General features: G+C 67.7%; 24 protein-coding genes. 10 read left to right on the plus strand and 14 right to left on the minus strand.

Annotated features, from left to right (window positions below; all coding sequences use genetic code 11):
• Positions 1–7: 7 nt before the first annotated feature.
• The 10 genes from KZX42_RS05470 to coxB form a co-directional block, all read right to left on the minus strand.
• On the minus strand, positions 8–562 hold the full coding sequence (locus KZX42_RS05470) for an NAD(P)H-dependent oxidoreductase (RefSeq protein WP_248117804.1): 555 nt from the start codon (positions 560–562) through the stop codon (positions 8–10).
• Positions 563–640: 78 nt separating this feature from the next.
• Positions 641–1855, minus strand: coding sequence for a pitrilysin family protein (locus KZX42_RS05475; protein ID WP_248117806.1), 1215 nt, complete (start codon positions 1853–1855; stop codon positions 641–643).
• 65 nt (positions 1856–1920) lie between these two features.
• On the minus strand, positions 1921–2652 hold the full coding sequence (locus KZX42_RS05480; protein WP_248117808.1) for an SURF1 family protein: 732 nt from the start codon (positions 2650–2652) through the stop codon (positions 1921–1923).
• A complete protein-coding gene (locus KZX42_RS05485; protein ID WP_282438807.1) occupies positions 2649–3050 on the minus strand; it encodes a DUF983 domain-containing protein in 402 nt (133 codons plus the stop codon). The genes KZX42_RS05480 and KZX42_RS05485 overlap by 4 nt, the downstream gene beginning before the upstream one ends.
• Positions 3047–3955, minus strand: a complete 909-nt coding sequence (locus tag KZX42_RS05490) for a cytochrome c oxidase subunit 3 (protein ID WP_248117810.1) — start codon at positions 3953–3955, stop codon at positions 3047–3049. Before KZX42_RS05490 ends, KZX42_RS05485 begins: the two co-directional genes overlap by 4 nt.
• A gap of 141 nt (positions 3956–4096) precedes the next feature.
• Positions 4097–4633, minus strand: coding sequence for a cytochrome c oxidase assembly protein (locus KZX42_RS05495; RefSeq protein WP_292046956.1), 537 nt, complete (start codon positions 4631–4633; stop codon positions 4097–4099).
• Positions 4630–4800: a hypothetical protein gene (locus KZX42_RS05500; protein WP_248117811.1), complete on the minus strand. Its 171-nt coding sequence runs from the start codon at positions 4798–4800 to the stop codon at positions 4630–4632. Before KZX42_RS05500 ends, KZX42_RS05495 begins: the two co-directional genes overlap by 4 nt.
• A gap of 3 nt (positions 4801–4803) precedes the next feature.
• The gene (gene cyoE, locus KZX42_RS05505; protein ID WP_248117813.1) at positions 4804–5769 is read right to left on the minus strand and encodes a heme o synthase; all 966 of its coding nucleotides are present in this window, start codon (positions 5767–5769) and stop codon (positions 4804–4806) included.
• 92 nt (positions 5770–5861) lie between these two features.
• Positions 5862–7547 (minus strand): cytochrome c oxidase subunit I, encoded by a 1686-nt coding sequence (gene ctaD / locus KZX42_RS05510; protein WP_248117815.1) that lies wholly within the window; start codon positions 7545–7547, stop codon positions 5862–5864.
• 15 nt (positions 7548–7562) lie between these two features.
• Positions 7563–8549 carry a cytochrome c oxidase subunit II gene (gene coxB, locus KZX42_RS05515; protein ID WP_248118069.1) on the minus strand — a complete coding sequence of 329 codons (987 nt, stop codon included), beginning with the start codon at positions 8547–8549 and terminating at the stop codon, positions 7563–7565.
• Positions 8550–8815: 266 nt separating this feature from the next.
• Here coxB and KZX42_RS05520 point away from each other — a divergent pair, with 266 nt between their 5' ends.
• The 5 genes from KZX42_RS05520 to KZX42_RS05540 all read left to right on the plus strand — a co-directional run bounded on the left by KZX42_RS05520 (position 8816) and on the right by KZX42_RS05540 (position 12514).
• Entirely contained in the window at positions 8816–9160 is a 345-nt protein-coding gene (locus KZX42_RS05520) for a PadR family transcriptional regulator (RefSeq protein WP_087120506.1), read from the plus strand.
• Positions 9157–9756, plus strand: a complete 600-nt coding sequence (locus KZX42_RS05525; RefSeq protein WP_248117817.1) for a DUF1700 domain-containing protein — start codon at positions 9157–9159, stop codon at positions 9754–9756. The genes KZX42_RS05520 and KZX42_RS05525 overlap by 4 nt, the downstream gene beginning before the upstream one ends.
• Positions 9753–10535 (plus strand): DUF2807 domain-containing protein, encoded by a 783-nt coding sequence (locus KZX42_RS05530; RefSeq protein WP_248117819.1) that lies wholly within the window; start codon positions 9753–9755, stop codon positions 10533–10535. The genes KZX42_RS05525 and KZX42_RS05530 overlap by 4 nt, the downstream gene beginning before the upstream one ends.
• A gap of 114 nt (positions 10536–10649) precedes the next feature.
• A complete protein-coding gene (locus tag KZX42_RS05535) occupies positions 10650–11681 on the plus strand; it encodes a UbiA family prenyltransferase (RefSeq protein WP_248117821.1) in 1032 nt (343 codons plus the stop codon).
• 11 nt (positions 11682–11692) lie between these two features.
• Positions 11693–12514 (plus strand): DUF3298 and DUF4163 domain-containing protein, encoded by an 822-nt coding sequence (locus KZX42_RS05540; protein ID WP_248117823.1) that lies wholly within the window; start codon positions 11693–11695, stop codon positions 12512–12514.
• 42 nt (positions 12515–12556) lie between these two features.
• On the opposite strand, the gene KZX42_RS05545 is transcribed toward KZX42_RS05540, so the two are convergent.
• Genes KZX42_RS05545 through KZX42_RS05555 form a run of 3 tightly spaced genes read right to left on the minus strand, consistent with a single transcriptional unit; the run spans position 12557 to position 14143 of the window.
• Positions 12557–13501 carry an alpha/beta hydrolase gene (locus KZX42_RS05545; protein ID WP_248117825.1) on the minus strand — a complete coding sequence of 315 codons (945 nt, stop codon included), beginning with the start codon at positions 13499–13501 and terminating at the stop codon, positions 12557–12559.
• Between the two features lie 37 nt (positions 13502–13538).
• The gene (locus KZX42_RS05550; protein WP_248117827.1) at positions 13539–13739 is read right to left on the minus strand and encodes a helix-turn-helix transcriptional regulator; all 201 of its coding nucleotides are present in this window, start codon (positions 13737–13739) and stop codon (positions 13539–13541) included.
• Positions 13736–14143, minus strand: a complete 408-nt coding sequence (locus tag KZX42_RS05555; RefSeq protein WP_248117829.1) for a DUF677 domain-containing protein — start codon at positions 14141–14143, stop codon at positions 13736–13738. Before KZX42_RS05555 ends, KZX42_RS05550 begins: the two co-directional genes overlap by 4 nt.
• 125 nt (positions 14144–14268) lie before the next feature.
• Here KZX42_RS05555 and KZX42_RS05560 point away from each other — a divergent pair, with 125 nt between their 5' ends.
• Positions 14269–15213, plus strand: coding sequence for a fatty acid desaturase family protein (locus KZX42_RS05560; RefSeq protein WP_248117831.1), 945 nt, complete (start codon positions 14269–14271; stop codon positions 15211–15213).
• The gene (locus KZX42_RS05565; RefSeq protein ID WP_248117833.1) at positions 15210–15860 is read left to right on the plus strand and encodes a methyltransferase; all 651 of its coding nucleotides are present in this window, start codon (positions 15210–15212) and stop codon (positions 15858–15860) included. Before KZX42_RS05560 ends, KZX42_RS05565 begins: the two co-directional genes overlap by 4 nt.
• An 11-nt stretch (positions 15861–15871) precedes the next feature.
• On the opposite strand, the gene KZX42_RS05570 is transcribed toward KZX42_RS05565, so the two are convergent.
• Positions 15872–16435, minus strand: a complete 564-nt coding sequence (locus KZX42_RS05570; RefSeq protein ID WP_248117835.1) for a type 1 glutamine amidotransferase domain-containing protein — start codon at positions 16433–16435, stop codon at positions 15872–15874.
• A gap of 106 nt (positions 16436–16541) precedes the next feature.
• On the opposite strand from KZX42_RS05570, the gene KZX42_RS05575 reads away from it, so the two are divergent.
• The 3 genes from KZX42_RS05575 to pgm all read left to right on the plus strand — a co-directional run bounded on the left by KZX42_RS05575 (position 16542) and on the right by pgm (position 19544).
• Positions 16542–16931, plus strand: coding sequence for a hypothetical protein (locus KZX42_RS05575; RefSeq protein ID WP_248117837.1), 390 nt, complete (start codon positions 16542–16544; stop codon positions 16929–16931).
• A 71-nt stretch (positions 16932–17002) separates the two neighbouring features.
• Positions 17003–17854 carry a neutral zinc metallopeptidase gene (locus KZX42_RS05580; protein ID WP_248117839.1) on the plus strand — a complete coding sequence of 284 codons (852 nt, stop codon included), beginning with the start codon at positions 17003–17005 and terminating at the stop codon, positions 17852–17854.
• Positions 17855–17891: 37 nt separating this feature from the next.
• Positions 17892–19544 carry a phosphoglucomutase (alpha-D-glucose-1,6-bisphosphate-dependent) gene (gene pgm, locus KZX42_RS05585; RefSeq protein ID WP_248117841.1) on the plus strand — a complete coding sequence of 551 codons (1653 nt, stop codon included), beginning with the start codon at positions 17892–17894 and terminating at the stop codon, positions 19542–19544.
• Positions 19545–19550: the final 6 nt, after the last annotated feature.

Below are 19550 nucleotides of genomic sequence, written 5' to 3' on the forward strand. Positions count from 1 at the left end.
CCGCGGATCAGGCGGCGTTCTTCTCGATCCAGTCGGCGAAGGCGTCCATGAAATCCCTCAGGAACTTGCGGGTGTCGTCCTTCTTCAGCTTGCCGTCGTCGTCCAGCAGGTCGGCGACATTGCCGATATAGGCTTCCGGCTGCTGCATCGTGGGCATCCCCAGGAAGACCAGGGGCTGGCGCAGGTGATGGTTGGCGCCGAAGGCCGCCAGGGCGCCGGGCGAGACGCTGACGATGGCGGCGGGCTTCTTGGCCCAGATGCTGTGGCCGTAGGGACGCGAGCCGACGTCCAGGGCGTTCTTCAGCGCGCCGGGGATGGAGCGATTGTATTCCGGCGTGACGAACAACACGGCCTGGGTCGTCGCCACCTCCTCGCGGAAGCGGGTCCAGGCGGGCGGCGGCGCATCGGTCTCCAGATCGGGGTTGTAGAGCGGCAGGTCGCCGATCTCGACAAACTCCAGCTCCAGCGCCGGTGCGGCGAGCGCCTTCAGTTCCAGGCCGATGGCCCGCGAATAGGCGCCTTCGCGCAGGCTGCCGACGATCAGGGCGACGCGGACGGACATGGGACACTCCGGGGCTGGGGTATTGAAGCGCCAGCATAACCGATACGCCCGGCCGATGTTCCCTACAAACCGGCCGGATCAGGTCGCGAACAGGGCGGCGGAAAAGGCCTCGCCCGCCGGGGCGGCGCTCTTTGGCCCCAGCACCGCACTGGCCGCCTTGCCCGTGGCCAGCAAACGTCCGCCGACAGCCCGCACATCCTCCACCGACTGGGCCTCCAACTGTTCGGTCATCCAGGCGCTGGCGCGCGGCGCGCCGAAGATCAGGGTCTGGGCGGCGTTGCGCCCCGCCCGGCTCATGGGATTCTCGTCCGACATCCACAGACCCGCCTTCATCACCGCCTTGGCGCGTGACAGTTCCCGGTCAGTGGGGCCGTGCTCGGCCAGCGCCCGCACCTCGGCCGCCGAGACCTCGGCCAGTTCTTTCGCCCGATCCGCCGCCGCCCCGGCGTAGATGCCCAGCACGCCCGCGTCCTCGTACGGCTCCTGATAGGCGTCTATGGCGTAGGCCAGGCCCCGCTCCTCGCGCGCGCTCTGGAACAGGCGCGAGGCCATGCCCCCGCCCAGGATCTCGCCGAACAGCCGCATGGCCGACAGGGCGGGGTCGGTCGCCGACAGGGCCGGAAGTTGGAACACCAGATTGGCCTGTTCGATCTTGCGCGTCAGCTTGGCGTGGCCGCCCACGAAGACGGCCGGGGCCGGGGCGTCGGCCGGCGTGGCGACCGCATCGCCGAACCAGCGCTCGGCCAGGGCCAGCAGTTCGGTCTCGTCCACCGCGCCAGACACCGACACCACCATCCGGTCGGGCGAATACAGCCGCGCGCGCCAGGCCTCGACCGCGGCCTTGTCGGCGGGCTTCAGGCTGGCGACCGAGCCCAGGATGGGGCGGCCCAGCGGCTGTTTGGCGAAGGCGCGGGTCTGGACCATTTCGAACACATGGTCATCGGGCGTGTCGAAGGCCTCGGCGATCTCCTGGGCCACAACATCTTTTTCGCGCACGATCTCGGCGGGGTCCAGCGTGGGGCGAAACACCAGGTCCGACAGCACCTGCATGGCCAGCGGCAGAGAGCCGTCCAGGCCGCGCACCTCGAAACTGGTCCGCTCGTATCCAGTGGAGGCGTTGATCGTGCCGCCCTCGGCCTCGATCCGCTCGACGATCTCGCGCGCGGCCATGTCGCCGGCGCCCTTGAACACCAGATGCTCCAGCAGGTGCGACCAGCCAGAGCGGTCTTCGGCCTCCCAGCGCGCGCCGCCCTTGACGGTGACGACGACGGCCAGGGTCTTCAGCCCCGGCATGGGGTCGCAGACGACGCGGACGCCGTTGGACAGGGTGTGGAGAGAAGTCAGGACTTTAGTCTTTCCTATCGCCGCGCACGCGGTGCGCGGCTGCTTGATGACCGTCTTTCTTTGGTTCGACGGCGAAGCAGGGCCACATAGAAGCCCGCCAGGGCGATCGCCAGTCCGAACCACGTCAGGGCGTATCCGAAATGGTTGTTGGAGAAGGCGGCAGGGGGCGCAGAGGGCCTCAGCGCCGGAAACTCGGGATTGACGGCGGTGACCGCGAAAACGGCCTCGGGCCGCACAGGCCCCGTGACGTTCAGCGCCCTGGCCATGGCGGCGGTGTCGCGCGCGTAGAAGCGGCCGTCCCTCGGCGCGGGACTCATTCCCCCCGGTTTGGGAAAGGTGCGGAACTCGCCCACCAGCACCAGCGGCAAGGTGGTCTCGATCACGCGCGGCCGGGCCGTCACGCCGTCGCCGACGAAGCCCCGGTCGATCAGCACGGTGAAGTCATGACCTGACGGCCGACACGCCGAGATCAGCCGCACCCCGGCCTCGCCGTCATGGATGGACTGCAACTCCACGAAGGGCGCGCTGGCCAGGCCGGGACAGACGATCAGAGCCTTGCGGAACTCCATTTCGCCCTTGGCCAGCACCTGGTCCAGCGGCGCGGGCGGTTTCGCCGCCGCCGCATCGGCCGCCGCGATCAGCCCTTCCTTCCACTTCAGCCGCTCGACCTGCCACACGCCAAGGCCGACCAGCAACACGATGGCCGCCGCCGTCAGAACGGTCAGAATCCAGGGAAAACGCTTCATCGCTGATTCCTGTACTGCAGGCCGATCATCAGCCCCCGCCCCGGCCGGATCAGCGCCAGAGACAGGCCCGCCACCATCGGCAGCCAGACGATCAGATGCAGCCACATGGGCGGGTGAAACTTGATCTCGACGAACAGGGCCGAGAACACCACCACGAAGCCGGCGATCTGCATGATGAAGGTCGCCGGGCCGTCGCCGGTCTGGATGGTCGAGAGGTCCAGATCGCAGACCGCGCAGGCCGGCCGAACCTTCAGGAAACCATCGAACAGCCGCCCCTGGCCGCAGCGCGGGCAGCGCCCCTTCAACGCCGCGCGAACCGGGTGATCGCAAACGACGACGGCGCGGGACGATCCCTCGTCCCGCGCCGTTTCGACAGTCTCAGGCCCGTCTTGGATCAACCGAAGACGACATAGACGAAGGCGAACAGGAACAGCCAGACCACGTCCACGAAGTGCCAGTACCAGGCCGCCGCCTCGAAGCCGAAATGCTTCTGCGGGGTGAAGTCGCCCTTCAGCAGCCGGATCAGGCAGACCGCCAGGAAGATGGTGCCGATCAGGACGTGGAAGCCGTGGAAGCCCGTGGCCATGAAGAAGATCGAACCATACAGGCCCGAGTTGATCGCCTCTTCGTTGAAGAACAGCTTCTCATGCAGGATGTGGTGGTATTCATAGGCCTGGACGCAGGTGAACAGCACGCCCAGCGCCACGGTGATGGCCAGGGCGATCTTGGCGCCCTTTCGGTCCCCGACCTGAATGGCGTGGTGCGCCCAGGTGACGGTGCAGCCGCTGAGCAGCAGGGTCACGGTGTTCAACAGCGGCAGTTGCCACGGCGACAGCACCTCCACGCCCTTCGGCGGCCAGGTCGACCAGGCCTTGGCGGTGTCGGCCCAGGTGCCCACTTCCGGCGTCAGCGCCCGCGATTCGTGGAACAGGGCCATGTCGAAGAACATCCAGAAGAAGGCGACGAAGAACATCACCTCCGACGCGATGAACAGGATCATGCCGTAGCGCAGCCCGATGGAGACGACCGGCGTATGGTCGCCCGCCTTGGATTCCTTGATCACGTCCGACCACCAGCAGAAGGCCGAGATCAGCACGCCCGCCAGGCCGGCGAAGAAGATCCCAGGCTTGCCCTGGGCCAGGAAGTTGGCGGCGATCGGACCGCTGTCGGCCGGGGCCAGACCCTTCATCCAGATCACCGCGCCGATGAACATGATGGTGGCGCCGATGGACGACACCAGCGGCCATGGGCTGGGCGGAACCAGGTGATAGTCGTGCTGCGGAGCGGCGTGCGCGTCGGCCATGCGGTCTCTTCCCCTCAAATCCATCCTCGGCCGAGCCTTTTGTCAGGCCTCGATCCTGTGATGAAGTCGTCTTTTCTTCCGACATAACGGCGTCGAGCGCAACAGGCCAGACGCCGCGTCGCCCCTAATCAAGCCTCGCCGTCAGGCCGCCGGCGCATCCACCGAGGGATAGAAGGTGTAGCTGAGGGTGATCTCGCGCGCGCCCCGCGCCTCGCGGTCGGTGGCCAGTTCGGGGGCGATGAAATACTGCACCGGGAACTGGCGCGTTTCGCCGGCCTTCAGCGTCTGATCGGTGAAGCAGAAGCATTGCAGCTTCTGGAAATACGGCCCCGTATATTCCGGCACGACATTATAGCCGGCCCGCACCTGGATCGGCCGGTCCGAGGTGTTGGTCACGTCGAAATAGGCCAGGCCCGTCTCGCCGATCCGCACGCGCTGGGTCGCCTGTTCGGACCGGAACGTCATGGGCAGGCCCCGGACATTGGTGTCGAACCGCACCAGGACGGTCTGATCCAACACCTGGTCGGGCGCCTTTTCCGCGCGCCGCACCGTGCCGTCGAAGCCCGTGACCTGACAGAACATCCGATAGAGCGGCACCGCCGCGAAGGCCGCGCCCGTCATCCCCATCACGCCCAGCACGCAGACGATGGCGATCAGATTCTTGCGGTCGCTCCTCACGGCTGGGACGTCGCGACGGCGCGCTCCAGCGCGCGTTCGGCCGCCTGGTTCTGCTGCAGCCGCAGGACGGTCGTGGCGAAGACCAGGACGATGAAGGCGACCAGGGCGCTGGCGATCCAGATGTTGCGGCGTTTGCGCGCGCGCATCTCTTCGGGGGTCAGACGCATGGCTTACGCTCCCAGGCCGGCCAGGGCCTCGACCAACAGGGCCGAGAACAGGGCCATCAGATACAGGATGGAAAAGGCGAACAGGTCCCGCGCCGGTTTGGCCTGGGCCTTGACGTCATACAATGCGGCCTCGCGTCCCACGGTGTCGGCCTTGTCCGGCTCGTCGCCCGCGCGCGAGCGGAACAGCCGCCAGGCCAGGCCCAGGAAGCCCAGACCGCCGACGACCGACACGACCAGATAGATCACGCCGCCCAGGCCGACCAGGGCGGGGGCGATGGCGGTCGGCACGAAGATCAGGCTGTAGATCAGGATCTGCAGCCGGGTTGACCGGGCGCCGCGCGCCACCGGCATCATCGGAATGCCCGCCTTGGCGTAATCGCCGGCCGAATACAGCGCCAGGGCCCAGCTGTGCGGCGGGGTCCACAGGAAGATGATGGCGAACAGCAGCCACGCCTGCCACGGCGCATGGCCCGTCGCCGCCGCCCAGCCGATCACCGGGGGAAAGGCGCCCGCCGCCCCGCCGATGACGATGTTCTGCGGCGTCCGGCGCTTCAGCAGCAGGGTGTAGAAGCCGGCGTAGTAGACGATGGTCAGGCCCAGCAGCCCGGCCGCCAGCCAGTTGGCGTTCATGCCCAAGAGCATGACCGAAAACAGGCTCAGGATCACGCCGAACGCCATGGCGTCGTTCTTCCTGACCCGCCCCGCCGCCACCGGCCGGCCGCGCGTGCGGCGCATCAGGGCGTCGGTCTCGCCCTCCAGCGCCATGTTCAGCGCGCCGGCTGCGCCCGCGCCCACGGCGATGCACAGGATGGCGATGGCGGCGACCAGCGGATTGACCGACCCCGGCGCCACGACCAGCCCGGTCGCGGCGGTGAACACCACCAGCGACATCACGCGCGGCTTCAACAGCTGGAAGAAGTCTTCCGGCTGGGCGGTCGAGAGGGCGGGGGGTGTCTGGGCTTGGGTCATCGGTGCGGGCCGCAATAGCACACTGATCAGCAGAAGGCCGCCCTTTCCGATGGAAAGCGCGGCCCGCTGGTCTCAGCTTCGCCGGATGGCGATCAGTGCTCGTCGCCCTTGACCACCGGCAGTTCGTTGAACTGGTGCGTCGGCGGCGGAGAGGACAGGGTCCACTCCAGGGTCGTGGCGCCCTCGCCCCACGGATTGGCCACGCCGGGCCGGCGACGGATCGCCGCCTCGGCCAGCATGATCAGGAACACCACCACGCCGACGGCCGTGATCGCATAGCCGATGGACGAGACGTGGTTCCACAGGGTGAAGGCGTCGGGATAGTCGATGTAGCGGCGCGGCATCCCCTGCAGACCCAGGAAGTGCTGCGGGAAGAAGACCAGGTTGACGCCCACGAACATGATCCAGAAGTGCAGCGCGCCCAGGAACTCGTTGTACTTCACGCCGAACATCTTCTCGAACCAGTAGTAGAAGCCCGCGAAGATGGCGAAGACGGCGCCCAGCGACAGCACATAGTGGAAGTGGGCCACCACATAATAGGTGTCGTGCAGGCTGTAATCGATGCCGGCGTTGGACAGGACCACGCCGGTCACGCCGCCGACGGTGAACAGGAAGATGAAGCCGATCGCCCACAGCATGGGCGTCTTGAAGCTGATCGAGCCGCCCCACATTGTGGCGATCCAGCTGAAGATCTTCACGCCCGTCGGCACCGCGATGATCATGGTGGCGGCGATGAAATAGGCGCGCAGATTGATGCTCATGCCGACGGTGTACATGTGGTGCGCCCACACGATGAAGCCGACGAAGCCGATGGCCACCATGGCGTAGGCCATGGCCAGATAGCCGAACACGGGCTTGCGGCTGAAGGTCGAGACGATGTGGCTGATGATGCCGAAGCCCGGCAGGATCAGGATGTACACTTCCGGGTGGCCGAAGAACCAGAACAGGTGCTGGTACATGATCGGATCGCCGCCGCCGGCGGGATCGAAGAAGTGGGTGTGGAAGTTGCGGTCCGTCAGCAGCATGGTGATGGCGCCGGCCAGGACGGGCAGCGACAGCAGCAGCAGGAAGGCGGTGATCAGCACCGACCAGGCGAACAGCGGCATCCGGTGCAGGGTCATGCCCGGCGCGCGCATGTTCAGGATGGTGGTGATGAAGTTGATCGCGCCCAGGATCGAGCTGGCGCCCGCGACGTGCAGGGCGAAGATGGCTAGGTCGAAGGCGGGACCGACGTGGCCTGAGGTCGACAGCGGCGGATAGGCCGTCCAGCCCCCGCCGAAGCCCTTGCCCGGCCCGCCGTCGACGAACATCGACAGGATCAGCAGGCACCAGGCGGCGACCAGCAGCCAGAAGGAGATGTTGTTCATGCGCGGGAAGGCCATGTCCGGCGCCCCGATCATGATGGGCACGAACCAGTTGCCGAAACCGCCGATCATCGCCGGCATGACCATGAAGAAGATCATGATCAGGGCGTGGGCCGTGACCACGGCGTTGTAGCCGTGCTTGGACTGCTCCACGAGCCCCAAGAGCTGGATCGACGAACCCTCCTTGAAGATCTGGATGCCCGGCTCGGCGAGTTCCCAGCGGATCAGGCCCGACAGGGCGCCGCCCACGATGCCCGCCATGATGGCGAACATCAGATAGAGCGTGCCGATGTCCTTGTGATTGGTCGACAGGAACCAGCGGGTGAAGAAGCCCACCTTGTGGTCGTCGTGATGATGGTGGTCGTGGGCGTGACCGATCTGGGTCGCGTCACGGGTTACGGTAGCGTCAGCCATATGTCTTTTCGCCTCTTACTGGGCGGCCGGCGCGGCGGGCGCCGCGGCGGGAACGGGTTGGGCGCCGGGAGCGCCGGCGGGAGCGGCGGCGGCCGCTTCCGGGGTCGCGGCGGCGGGCGTCTCGGCGGGCGCGGCAGGCGCGGCGGCGGTCGGCGCGGGCTCGGCGGCCTTGGGCGTCATCGACCCGCCCTTGGAGGCCAGCCACTGTTCGAACTGGGCCTGGGTCACGACCCGGATCTCGATGGGCATGAAGGCGTGGTCGACGCCGCACAGCTCGGAGCACTGGCCGTAGAAGACGCCGGTGCGCTCGGCCTTGAACCAGGTGGTGTTGATCCGGCCGGGCACCGCGTCGGTCTTCAGACCGAAGGCCGGCAGGGCCACGGCGTGGATCACGTCCGAGGCGGTGATGACCAGCTGGACCGTCTTGCCGACCGGCACGACCATCGGCTCGGTCGCCGCCAGGCGATAGGGCACGCCCCGCGCCTTGGCCTCGTCCTCTGGCAGCATGTTGGAGATGTATTCCGCCACGCCCTGGTCGGGATATTCATAGGCCCAGTTCCACTGGTTGCCGGTCACCTTCACCGTCAGGTCCGGCGTGGGCATGTCGTGATAGGCGAACAGCAGCCGGAACGAGAACAGCGAAATGCCCGCCAGGATCAGGACCGGCATGACCGTCCAGATGATCTCGATGGTGGTGTTGTGGCTCCAGCGCGCCGGCGTCGGATTGGCCTTCTTGTTGTAGCGGAAGACGATCCAGGCCAGCAGCCCCAGCACCAGGAGGGTGATGGCGGTGATGACGACCAGCAGCCCGTTATGGAAGGCGATGGCGTCATGCTTCAGCGGCGAGGCCGCGGGTTGCAGGTCGATGCCCCCCGGCGTCGGCTGTCCCATCAGATCCTGCGCCCAGGTCGGCGCGGCGGCGAACACCGCCAATCCGGCGCCTAGAACGATGGAGGCCGCAGTCTCCCCCAGCGTCCTCCGGGCTCGCTTGCCCATCCCCATCGGAGTCTTCCCCATAAAACCGTTCTACAGCAGACACTTGCGAATGGCTCGCAAGTAATCACACTGGCGCGATTCCCACGCCCGGCGATCTTTTTGACCTATCGGATCGCCTTCGGCTTGCCAAGCGATCAACGCAGGCGCCGCCGCAAAGCCGCCAAAGATCGGCCATTCGGCGCACTCGATTAAATCGGTGTCATGTTTCGACAGCTACCTTGCACCGCCAGATACCTTGCCGTAATCAATCCCCACACACAGGAGAGATCGCGGTGCCTGAAACCATCGAGATACAGTTGAAGAAGGGAGTGCTGGGCCTATGCGTCCTGGCGCTTCTAAGCCGGGCGGACAGCTACGCCTATGAGATCGCCAGCCGTCTGTCGGACGCGATCGACATGGGCGAAGGCACCATCTACCCCTTGATGCGGCGGATGCAGTCGGAGGGCCAGGTCGAGACCTATCTGGTCGAATCCTCCGCCGGTCCCTCGCGCAAATACTATCGCCTGACCGAGGCGGGTCGCGCGGCTTTGGCCGCCCAGACCGCTGAATGGTCCGCCTTCACCAAGGCCGTCGACGCCATCGTGGCGAACGACGCCGATCAGGGAGCCGCCCAATGACGCGCGCCGATTTCATCAACCGCCTGAAGGACGGGCTGGTCGGCCTGCCGACCACCACGGCCAACGACATCGTCGCCGACTACCAGGCGCATTTCGACGACGGCGTCGCCGCCGGCCGCACCGAGGCCGAGGTCGCCGCCGCCCTGGGCGATCCGGTCCGCCTGGCCCGCGAGCTGAAGGCCGAGGCCGGCATCCAGCGCTGGCATCAGGAAAAGAACCCGTCCGCCGCCGCCGGCGCCGTCTTCGCGGTGCTGGGCCTGGGCGCCCTGGACATCCTGATCCTTCTGCCCCTTCTGATGGGTGTGGTCGGGACGGTGTTCGGCTTCTTCATCGCCGCCATCGGCCTGTTCGTCGCGGGCGGGGTGATCATGGTCGCCGGCCCTTTCGCCGGCTTCCCCGGCGGGCCGTTCGCGGCCATCCTGATGGGCCTTGGCTTCATGGCCGGGTCGGTCTTCATCGGCGCCCTGCTGGCCATATTCACCATCTGGCTGGTCAACGGCGTCGTCTGGTTCGCCCGCCTGCACTATCGCCTGCTCAAGCCCGCGCTTGAGCCCACCCCCGCTCAATCCACGCCTGTTTCGGGAGCTTCGGCATGATCCGCACCCTGTTCATCATCGCCGGCGCCGCCCTGGTGCTGTGCCTGGTCACCGTGGGCGGCGCCCTCGCCATCGGCGGCCACGACCTGCAGCGCCACGGCTGGGCCTGGACTTTCAAGGACGACAACGGCGAGACCGTCCGCTTCGAGCGGGTCAAGGGCGGCGGCGCCGACGATCTGGGTCCCTTCACCACCCGCACCCTGGCCTGGACCGGCGGCGAGACCCTGACCGTCGATTCAAGCGTCGACGTCGAATACATCCAGGGCGACGCCAACTCCGTCGTCGTCACCGGCCCCAAGGCCCTGGCCGACCGGGTGCAGATCGAGGACGGCCGCATTCGCCTGAGCGACGGCGACGAACGGATCGTCTTCGGCTGGAACAGCGGAAACTTCTCGGCCCGTTCGGAACGCGACGAGCTGAAGGTGGTCGTCACCGCCCCCACTGTGCGCCGCTTCGTCTCCAACGGCTCGGGCGACCTGACCATCGCCGGTTTCAACCAGCCGTCCCTGGCGCTGGACGTCTCGGGTTCGGCGGACGTCACGGCGTCCGGCCGGATCCAGACCCTGGACCTGAGCATCAAGGGATCGGGCGACGCCGATCTCAGCGGCCTGTCGACCACGGACGCCAAGGTGGACATCTCGGGCTCAGGCGGCGCCAACATCGCCGCCACGGGCAAGGTGGACGTCGAGATCAACGGCTCGGGCGACGTCACCCTGTCCGGCCGCCCCGCCAAGCTGAACAGCAGCGTGTCCGGCTCCGGCCAGGTCACCCAGGAGTGATCGACCCAAAAGCTCGAACGGTCAGGGGGCTGGTCCAACCAGCCCCCTTTTCTTTTGACGCCCGACCGACCCTTGCGCCTTCACCCCCCGGCCCAGAACCGCTAAGTCGTCGCCATGACCTCCGCCCCCCTTCCCGACGCCGGCGCCAACTGGGTGGACCGCCATGCGCCGGAGGGGCTGAAACCCTGGCTGAAGCTGGGGCGGTTCGACCGGCCCATCGGCATCTGGCTGCTGCTGCTGCCCGGCTGGCAGGGGATCGCCCTGGCCCTGGCGCAGTATCGGCAGCCGCTGGGTCTCTATGATCTGTGGCTGTTCGTCGGCTTCGCTGTCGGCGCCTGTCTGATGCGGGCGGCGGGTTGCGCCTTCAACGACATCGTGGATCGCGACTTCGACGCCAAGGTCGCCCGCACCGCCCAGCGGCCCATTCCGTCCGGCCGGATCAGCGTCAAACAGGCCTGGGCCTTCGTGGTGGCGTGCAGCCTGATCAGTCTGACGATCCTTTTGACCCTGCCGACCGTCGCCATCCTGCTGGGCGTCGGCTCGCTGGCCCTGGTCGCGGCCTATCCCTTCATGAAGCGGATCACCTGGTGGCCCCAGGCCTGGCTTGGCCTGACGTTCAACTGGGGCGCGCTGATGGGGTTCGCCGCCGCCCTGCCGCTGGCGGCGGCCGCGCTGCTTCTGCCCGCCGACATGGCCGGCGAGTTCCGCCCCTTCCTGTGGTCCCCCGCCAGCGACAGCGGCCATGCCGTCGCCTTGGTCTGGGAGGCCTATGCCCCCGCCGTGCTGCTGTGGCTGGGCGGCGTCTTCTGGACCCTGGGCTACGACACGATTTACGCCCTGCAGGACATAGAGGACGACGCCATGATCGGGGTGAAGTCCTCGGCGCGGCGCCTGGCCTCGGCCGTGCGGCCCGGCGTCGCCGTCTTCTATGGCCTGGCGGTCGTTCTGGCCGGCGCGGCCGGGGCGGCGGGCGGGCTGGGGGCCGTCTTCTGGATCGGCCTGGTCGCCTACGCCGGGCAGCTAGCGCGCCAGGTCGTCCGCCTGAACCCCAATGATGGCGCGCATGCGCTGAAACTGTTCAAGTCGAACCGCGAGGCCGGCCTGATCCTGCTGGCCGCCATCGCCCTCGGATTCATCACGCTGTGAAGGAAACCCCCATGACCTCCGCCCCCCGCATCCTGCTGCTGTCCGTCGCCGTCGCCGCGACCCTGGCCGCCTGCCAGCGCCGCGAGGAAAAGGCCCCTGCCCCAAAGGCCGCGCCGGCCCAGGCCGTCGTCGCCGACACCACCCCGGTCGGCTATGAAAGCAAGACACCCTACGCCGACGTCAAACTGACCCTGCCCCAGACGGTCAAGGCGACGCCGGCCCTGCACGCCGCCCTCTACGCCGACATGGTGCGCGACCTGAAGCAGTTCGAGGAGGGCGCCCAGGCCGACCTGACCGAAGCCGGCGGCGGCTCCAACCCCTATGAGAAGTCCATCGCCTTCGCCCCCGGCGCCGAGACCGCGAAACTGGTCAGCCTGGCCCGCACCGATTTCGAGTTCACGGGCGGCGCCCACCCCAACACCAGCTTCGCCTCGGTGATCTGGGACAAGACGACCAACAAGCGGGTGGGCTTCGCCGACCTGTTCCGCCCCGGCGCCGACCTGGCCGTGCTGGACAAGGCCCTGTGCGCCGCCGCCAATGCCGCCAAACAGGCCCGCTCTCCAGGGTCGGAGGCCGCGACCTTGGACGGCAAGATGTGGACCTGCCCCAAGGCCGTCTCCACCCCCTTCTTCCTGACCCCCGGCTCCACGCCCGGCAAGGCGGGAGGCGTGACCTTCCTGGTGGGGCCGTATCAGATCGGCCCCTATTCGGACGGCCCCTACTGGATCGCCCTGCCCCAGAGCGCCTTCCGCGCCCTACTGAACCCCGCCTACGCCGACCAGTTCGACGGCGCCCCGGTCAAGGCCGGCGACGTGACCCCGAAGAACGGCTGACGTCTAAGATCCTCCCCCGCATGCGGGGGAGGATCTGAAGGTTCACTTCGCCAAGAACGCATTCACCAGTTCGGCGAACCGCGCCGGCTGGTCGGCCATGATGAAATGCCGCGATCCATCCACCCGGATCAGCGTCGCGCCGGGCAGGGCCGCATACTCCCGCCCCCACATCGCATCCGCACCGGCCGCCGGGGCCCCGCCGTCCGCGTCGGCGGCGTAAAGCGCCGTCACCGGCGTCGTCATGGCGGCCAGGCCCGACCGGGCGTCGGTGGTCATCACATCCCTCATGGCCGAGGCGACGGCGCGCCGGTCGCTGGCCATCGACCAGGCGACGATGCGCGTCTGTTCTTCAAGTGTCCGCGACAGGGCCTTCGCCGTCGCCTCCTGCTGCGTGCGGAAGCCGGCGTCGTCGGCGCCCAGGATCATGGCGGCCGCCCGGTCCGCGAACGGCCTGACGCTTTCAGCTGTCGCGGTCGGGCCGAACAGGGCGCTGTAGAAGGGCAGGGAATCCACCGTCATCACGCGGCCCACAAGTTCCGGCTGCTGCTGCGCCAGCAACAGGCCGCTCAAGCCGCCTATCGAATGGCCGATCACCGCCGGCCGGTTCAGCCCGGCTTCACGGATATATCGAGCCAGTTCCTCCACTTCCGGCTGGACGAAGGGGCCGTCGCCATGCGTCCAAGCCTCGCCCGCAAACCCGGCCAACTGCACCAGATGCACCCGGTGCGTCGCCTTCAGCCTATCCGCCGTCGCCCGCCACACCTCGCGCGAGGAGGCCAGGCCGGGGATCAGGATCACGTCCGCCCCCTGACCCACGACCTCGACTGACAATCGGTCCGAGACGAATGGCGCGGCGACGACCGCTGGCGTTAGGGATTGGGCGCGCGCCGGTTCGTTGGCGACGCAGCAGGCGATCACGACGCCGATCACAGCGGCGAGGCGCGCAGGCGCGCGCACGCCCCTGCAAGCGCGAGGGAGCTTCAACATGGCAGTCTCCGATTGTAAGGTTATTCTGACTTTTCGGTCAGGCTGAGTGGGGATTTTCGAATATCTCTTCGACCGGCCGCTCGAACGTCGCGGCGATGCGGTAAGCCAGGTCCAGCGACGGGTCGTGCCGCTCGGTCTCCAGCGCGATCACCGCCTGGCGCGAGACGCCCAGCGCCTGGCCCAACTGCTCCTGGGTCCAGCCGCGCTCGACGCGCAACAGCTTCAGACGGTTCTTCATCGACTGGTCTTTATGAAGGGCGAGACGACGCCGAACATCGCCCAGAACACCGGCACGATCAGCCAGGTCTGAAGGTGCGGCGCCCCCGCGAAGCTTTCGCCAAAGCCCCAAAAGGCGGCGGCGGCCAGCGTCAGGCCCGAGGCGACGATGAACCGTTTGGCGGTCACGCCGCGCACGAACTCGTCGCTTTCCCGCATCAGGGCCAAGGTCGCCCAGATCTGGCCGATCACCGGCGCGGACACCGCCGCCGCCAGCCCCCAGGCCGCCGGCTTGCCCATCAGGTCGTCGAAGGCGTCGGTGGTCATCATCGCGACGCAGATCGCGACATAGGGCGCGGTGAACGCCATCGTTCGGATCACATAGCGCCGATGCGCCGAGGTTCCGGTCTTCCATGCGGTGAACATCGCCATCTCCTCCTGTAAGGCCAACCTGACACCGACTCAATGTCATGTCAACCTGACTTTTTGTCAGGACATCTCAACATTCATCCACCGCTTCTCCGCACCCGCCGATGGCGATAGTATGCGCCATGCCCGCCGCCCCGCGCATCGCCCCATCGGTTCTGTTCACGCCCCAGGAATGGGCGCCGTTTCAGAGGCGCGCGGCCTGGGCCGGGCCGCTGCTAGTCGTGCATTGCTGGGTGGTGATCGTCCTGGCCGTGACGGCGGGCGTCGTCCTGCCCTGGCTGACCCCGCTGTGCGTCATGATCGTCGGGACCCGCCAACTGGGCCTGGCCATCTTGATGCACGAGGCGGCGCACGGCGGTCTGTCCAGATCGCCCCGCCTGAACGATTTCCAGGGCCACTGGCTGTGCGCCGTGCCCATCGGCGCCTCCTTGGCGGCCTATCGCCCCTATCACCTGACCCATCACCGTTTCGCCCAGCAGGCCGAGGATCCCGACCTGATGCTGTCGGCGCCCTTCCCCGTCAGCCCGGCCTCCTTGCGGCGAAAGCTGATCCGCGACCTGACGGGCCAGACCTTCTTCAAACAGCGGGTGCTGCTGCCGCTGGCGCAGCGTCGTTCGACACCGCCCGGCGAAGCGACCCACGACTATGAATCCATCGTGACCGGCCGGTCCGTCCTAGCCTTCCTGATCTTCAACGCCGTCCTGCTGGCGGGCTTCGTCGCAGGCGGAATCTGGTGGGCCTTCTTCGCCCTGTGGCTTTTGCCGATGGCGACGTGGTTTCCGATGGTGACGCGACTGAGGAACATCGCCGAACACGCCTGCGTCGAGGGTTCGGCCGTCGACCCTTTTCGCGCCGCCCGCACCACCCGCGCCGCCTGGTGGGAGCGCGCCTTCATCGCCCCCTACTGGGTCAACTTCCACGCCGAACACCACCTGTTCATGCATGTGCCCTGCTGGAAGCTGCCCCGTCTTCACCGCGCCATCCACGCCCGACCGCAGGCCGAGGCCATGGAGGTGTCGCAGGGCTATCTGGACGTGATCCGAACCGCGACCCGCCGCCCTGCATGACGATCACGGACCCCGCCGCCTTCATCCGCGACAATACGCGGCTGCAAACCGTGCCGCACGCGCCAGAGATATCTCTATGGCTGGCGGACGAGATCACACCGATCTGGCGGCTGACGGAGGAGGAGCTGGGCGAGATGGGCCTGCCGCCGCCCTTCTGGGCCTTCGCCTGGGCGGGCGGGCAGGCGCTCAGCCGCTACATCCTGGATCACCCGCATGAGGTCGCGGGCAAGCGTGTGCTGGACTTCGCCGCCGGTTCGGGCCTGGTCGGCGTGGCGGCCATGAAGGCGGGCGCGGCCTCGGTCCTGTGCGCCGACATCGATCCCTTCTGCCAGGCCGCCGTCGCCGCCAATGCCACGGCCAACGATGTGACGCTGGCGTTCACCCAGACCAATCTGCTGGACGCCCCGCCGCCGGAGGTCGAGGTGATCTGCGCCGGCGACATCTGCTACGAACGCCCGATGACCGACGCCGTCCTGGCCTGGCTGGCCTTGGCCCGCGAAAAGGGGACGCGCGTCCTGATCGGCGATCCGGGCCGCACCTATTTCCCGCGCACCGGCCTGGATTTCCTGGCCGAATACCGCGTTCCCACTTCGCGAGAACTGGAGGACCAGGAGATCAAACGGTCCTCCGTCTGGGCCATGCCCTAAGCGGCCCCGCTTTAAGCGGATTGCCCCTGGTGCCGCCCCTCGCCGAATTCCTCGATCATCCTGGCGTTGAAGGCCGGGATGTCGTCGGGGCAGCGGCTGGTGACCAGGCCCTGGTCCACCACCACCTCTTCATTGACCACATCAGCCCCCGCGTTCTTCAGGTCGGTGCGGATGCTCTCGAACGCGGTCATCGTACGCCCCTCGACCACGCCCGCCTCGATCAGCAGCCACGGCGCGTGACAGATGGCGGCGACCGGCTTTCCCGCATCGAAGAAGGCCCGCACGAAGGCCACGGCGTCCGCATCGGCGCGCAGCAGGTCCGGGTTGGCCACCCCGCCCGGCAGCAGCAGGGCCGAATAGGCCGCGGCGTCCGCCGCCGCCACCGCCTTGTCGGCCGTCACCTTGTCCCCCGGCGTCAGATGGTCGAAGCCCTGGAACTCTCCGGCCTTCAGCGACACGATCTCGACCACCGCCCCCGCATCCTTCAGCGCCTTCATCGGTTCATTCAGTTCGATCAGCTCGACGCCGTCGGTCGCCAGGATGGCGACGGTCTTGCCGGAAAGGGTCTGGGCCATGGGACATGCTCCGTTTTGGAAAGGGGTTCGGCGCCATGAACCCACGGCAAGTCAAAGGGTTGCGGCTCCGCTTGGCGCTAACGACCGTCCGCCCCACATATCCCCCATGCGAATGCTCCTGACCCTGACGACACTATTGGCGGCCTCCGCGACGCCCGTTCTGGCCCAGATTTATCCCGCACCCGGCCGCCCCTACGGCGCCTATCCGGGCGGCGTCCCGGCCGCCATCGCGGACCAGCATCGCTATGAGAACGACCGCCTGCGCGCCCAGTCTCAGGCCAACGCCGACCAGGCCCATCAGCAGCAGATCGAGACCCAGCTTCGCCTGCGCGCCATCGAATCCGCGCGCGAACCGACGGCGCCGTCCGCCCTGCCGCCCCGGCCCCTCTACAGCCCCGAACAGGAACGGGCGCTGCGCCAGTCCGCCGCCAAACGCCGCCAGGAAACCGCGCAAGGGGTCAGTCAGATCGACGCCTGGCTGGACCGTCCGCATTAAGGCGACGCATCCCTTCCCTCTCCCCCGCGTTCCGGCCTAGCTTAAGGCAGGGATCAGGCGGAGAACGACATATGCGCTGGCAGGGCGGACGGACGGGCGGCGGGGTCGAGGACCGGCGCGGCATGGGCGGCGGCGCCATTGCAGGCGGCGGCATCGGCGTGGGCGTCCTGGCCCTGATCGGCTATTTCGTCTTCGGCATAGACCCATCCACCACGACCCAGTTGGCCAGCCAGCTGGGCGGGGTCGGCGCCTCGGAACAGCAGGGACAGGTCGGCACGCCCAAGGATCAGGCCGGACGCTTTGTCGATGTGATCGGCAGCAACATCGACGATGTCTGGTCCCAGAAGCTGAAAGGCTATCAACCGCCGAAGGTCGTGATCTACGAACAGGGCACCCAGACCGGCTGCGGCTATGGCCAGTCGGCCATGGGCCCCTTTTACTGCCCCACTGACAAGACCGTCTATCTGGACCTGGGCTTCTGGCAGGAGATGGAGACCCAGCTGGGCGCATCCGGCGCCGACTTCGCCCGCGCCTATGTCATAGCCCATGAGTTCGGCCACCACGTCCAGACCCTGACGGGAACCTCGGATCAGGTTCGCCAGGCCCAACAACGTGCGCGCGGCCAGGGCGAGGCCAATCGGTATTCCGTCGCGCTGGAGCTCCAGGCCGACTGCTACGCCGGTGTCTGGGCCAAGAACGCCGCGGCCGTCTCGAACGGTCAGGTCGCGCTGGAGCCCGGCGACATCGAGGAAGGCATGAAAACCGCCCAGGCCATCGGCGACGACACCCTGCAACGGCGCGGCGGCGGACGTGTCTCGCCCGAAAGCTTCACCCACGGTTCCTCGGCCCAGCGGGTCGAATGGCTGCAGCGCGGCTATCAGTCGGGCGACCCCGCGTCCTGCGACACCTTCGGCGGCGCCTGATCGCCGCCTGTTTCCCACAAAGATTGATTGACTGACGATGCATGACCGCGCCGGAAAGACCGCACGCCCCGAAGACCTGATCGACCTGGACGCCCTGCTCGACGCCTATGAGAGCGTGCGGCCAGACTTGGCCGATCCGACGCAGCGGGTCGTCTTCGGAACCTCGGGCCACAGAGGCTCCAGCCTGGACGGCGCCTTCAACCAGGCCCACATCCTGGCCATCGCGCAATCCATCGCCGAATACCGCTCAGCGCAAGGCGTCGATGGCCCGCTGTTTCTGGCCCGCGACACCCACGGCCTGTCCGAGCCGGCCTTCCGCACCACGCTGGAGGTGCTGGTCGCCAACGGCGTCGAGGTGCTGATCGACGCCCGCGACGGCTTCACCCCGACGCCCGCCGTGTCGCACGCCATCCTGACCCATAACCGCGCGGATGCGCGCCGAAACCCGTCAAGATTGGCGGACGGCGTTCTGATCACCCCGTCGCACAATCCGCCCCGCGACGGCGGCATCAAATACAATCCCCCCTCGGGCGGCCCGGCCGGGGGCGAGGCCACATCCGCCATCGCGGCCCGCGCCAACCAGCTTATCGAGGGCGGCCTGACCGAGGTGCGCCGCGTTCCGTTCGCTCAGGCCCATGCGACGGCCGGCCGGTTCGACTATCTGTCCGCCTATATCGACGACCTGCCCAACGTTCTGAATCTGGACGCCATTCGAAACGCCGGGGTGCGTATCGGCGCCGATCCGCTGGGCGGGGCGGCCGTGGCCTATTGGGGCGAGATCGCAACGCGCCATCGGCTGAACCTGACCGTGGTCAATGACGCCGTCGATCCGCGCTGGGCCTTCATGCCGTTGGACGCCGACGGCAAGATCCGCATGGACTGTTCGTCGCCTTCGGCCATGGCCGGTCTGATCGGCATGATGCAGGGCGGCTCGGCCTACGACGTGGCCTTCGGCAATGACGCCGACGCGGATCGCCACGGCATCGTCACCCCCGACGCCGGCCTGATGAACCCCAACCATTTCCTGGCCGCCGCCATCGCCTATCTGTTCGCCCATCGCCCTGGCTGGGGCGCGGAGGTGGCGGTGGGCAAGACCCTGGTCTCGTCGTCCATGATCGACCGGGTCGTCGCCGGTCTGGGCCGGCAGCTCTTGGAAGTCCCCGTCGGCTTCAAACATTTCGTGCCTGGCCTGTTGGATGGAACGGTCGGCTTCGGCGGCGAGGAATCGGCCGGCGCGTCCTTCCTGCGCCACGATGGAACGGTCTGGACCACCGACAAGGACGGCATCCTGTTGTGCCTGCTCGCCGCCGAGATTCAGGCCCGCACGGGCGAGAGCGCCAGCCAACTTTACGCCGGCCTGACCGACCAGTACGGCGCCCCCGCCTACGCCCGCGTCGACGCTCCCGCCTCCCGCGCGGAAAAGGCGCGCCTGGCCGCGCTCAGCCCCTCTGACGTTTCGGCGACCACCCTGGCCGGGCAGCCCATCGCCGACATCCTGACCAAGGCGCCCGGTAATGGCGAGGCCATCGGCGGCCTGAAGGTCGTCACCGCCGACGCCTGGTTCGCCGCCCGCCCCTCGGGCACCGAGGATGTCTATAAGATCTACGCCGAATCCTTCCTCGGCCCCGATCATCTGACCCAGGTTCAGGACGAGGCCAAGGCCGTGGTGTCCGCCGCTTTGGCGAGTTGAAACCTG

It is taken from the genome of Brevundimonas sp. EYE_349, assembly GCF_023147505.1.
GTDB lineage: Bacteria > Pseudomonadota > Alphaproteobacteria > Caulobacterales > Caulobacteraceae > Brevundimonas.

Bases quoted from the DNA above. Each gene is read 5' to 3' on its own strand.
- KZX42_RS05470 (WP_248117804.1), bottom strand. From the start codon at position 562: ATGTCCGTCCGCGTCGCCCTGATCGTCGGCAGCCTGCGCGAAGGCGCC.
- KZX42_RS05475 (WP_248117806.1), bottom strand. From the start codon at position 1,855: ATGCCGGGGCTGAAGACCCTGGCCGTCGTCGTCACCGTCAAGGGCGGC.
- KZX42_RS05480 (WP_248117808.1), bottom strand. From the start codon at position 2,652: ATGAAGCGTTTTCCCTGGATTCTGACCGTTCTGACGGCGGCGGCCATC.
- KZX42_RS05490 (WP_248117810.1), bottom strand. From the start codon at position 3,955: ATGGCCGACGCGCACGCCGCTCCGCAGCACGACTATCACCTGGTTCCG.
- KZX42_RS05500 (WP_248117811.1), bottom strand. From the start codon at position 4,800: ATGCGTCTGACCCCCGAAGAGATGCGCGCGCGCAAACGCCGCAACATC.
- cyoE (WP_248117813.1), bottom strand. From the start codon at position 5,769: ATGACCCAAGCCCAGACACCCCCCGCCCTCTCGACCGCCCAGCCGGAA.
- ctaD (WP_248117815.1), bottom strand. From the start codon at position 7,547: ATGGCTGACGCTACCGTAACCCGTGACGCGACCCAGATCGGTCACGCC.
- coxB (WP_248118069.1), bottom strand. From the start codon at position 8,549: ATGGGGATGGGCAAGCGAGCCCGGAGGACGCTGGGGGAGACTGCGGCC.
- KZX42_RS05525 (WP_248117817.1), top strand. From the start codon at position 9,157: ATGACGCGCGCCGATTTCATCAACCGCCTGAAGGACGGGCTGGTCGGC.
- KZX42_RS05530 (WP_248117819.1), top strand. From the start codon at position 9,753: ATGATCCGCACCCTGTTCATCATCGCCGGCGCCGCCCTGGTGCTGTGC.
- KZX42_RS05535 (WP_248117821.1), top strand. From the start codon at position 10,650: ATGACCTCCGCCCCCCTTCCCGACGCCGGCGCCAACTGGGTGGACCGC.
- KZX42_RS05540 (WP_248117823.1), top strand. From the start codon at position 11,693: ATGACCTCCGCCCCCCGCATCCTGCTGCTGTCCGTCGCCGTCGCCGCG.
- KZX42_RS05545 (WP_248117825.1), bottom strand. From the start codon at position 13,501: ATGTTGAAGCTCCCTCGCGCTTGCAGGGGCGTGCGCGCGCCTGCGCGC.
- KZX42_RS05550 (WP_248117827.1), bottom strand. From the start codon at position 13,739: ATGAAGAACCGTCTGAAGCTGTTGCGCGTCGAGCGCGGCTGGACCCAG.
- KZX42_RS05555 (WP_248117829.1), bottom strand. From the start codon at position 14,143: ATGTTCACCGCATGGAAGACCGGAACCTCGGCGCATCGGCGCTATGTG.
- KZX42_RS05560 (WP_248117831.1), top strand. From the start codon at position 14,269: ATGCCCGCCGCCCCGCGCATCGCCCCATCGGTTCTGTTCACGCCCCAG.
- KZX42_RS05565 (WP_248117833.1), top strand. From the start codon at position 15,210: ATGACGATCACGGACCCCGCCGCCTTCATCCGCGACAATACGCGGCTG.
- KZX42_RS05570 (WP_248117835.1), bottom strand. From the start codon at position 16,435: ATGGCCCAGACCCTTTCCGGCAAGACCGTCGCCATCCTGGCGACCGAC.
- KZX42_RS05575 (WP_248117837.1), top strand. From the start codon at position 16,542: ATGCGAATGCTCCTGACCCTGACGACACTATTGGCGGCCTCCGCGACG.
- KZX42_RS05580 (WP_248117839.1), top strand. From the start codon at position 17,003: ATGCGCTGGCAGGGCGGACGGACGGGCGGCGGGGTCGAGGACCGGCGC.
- pgm (WP_248117841.1), top strand. From the start codon at position 17,892: ATGCATGACCGCGCCGGAAAGACCGCACGCCCCGAAGACCTGATCGAC.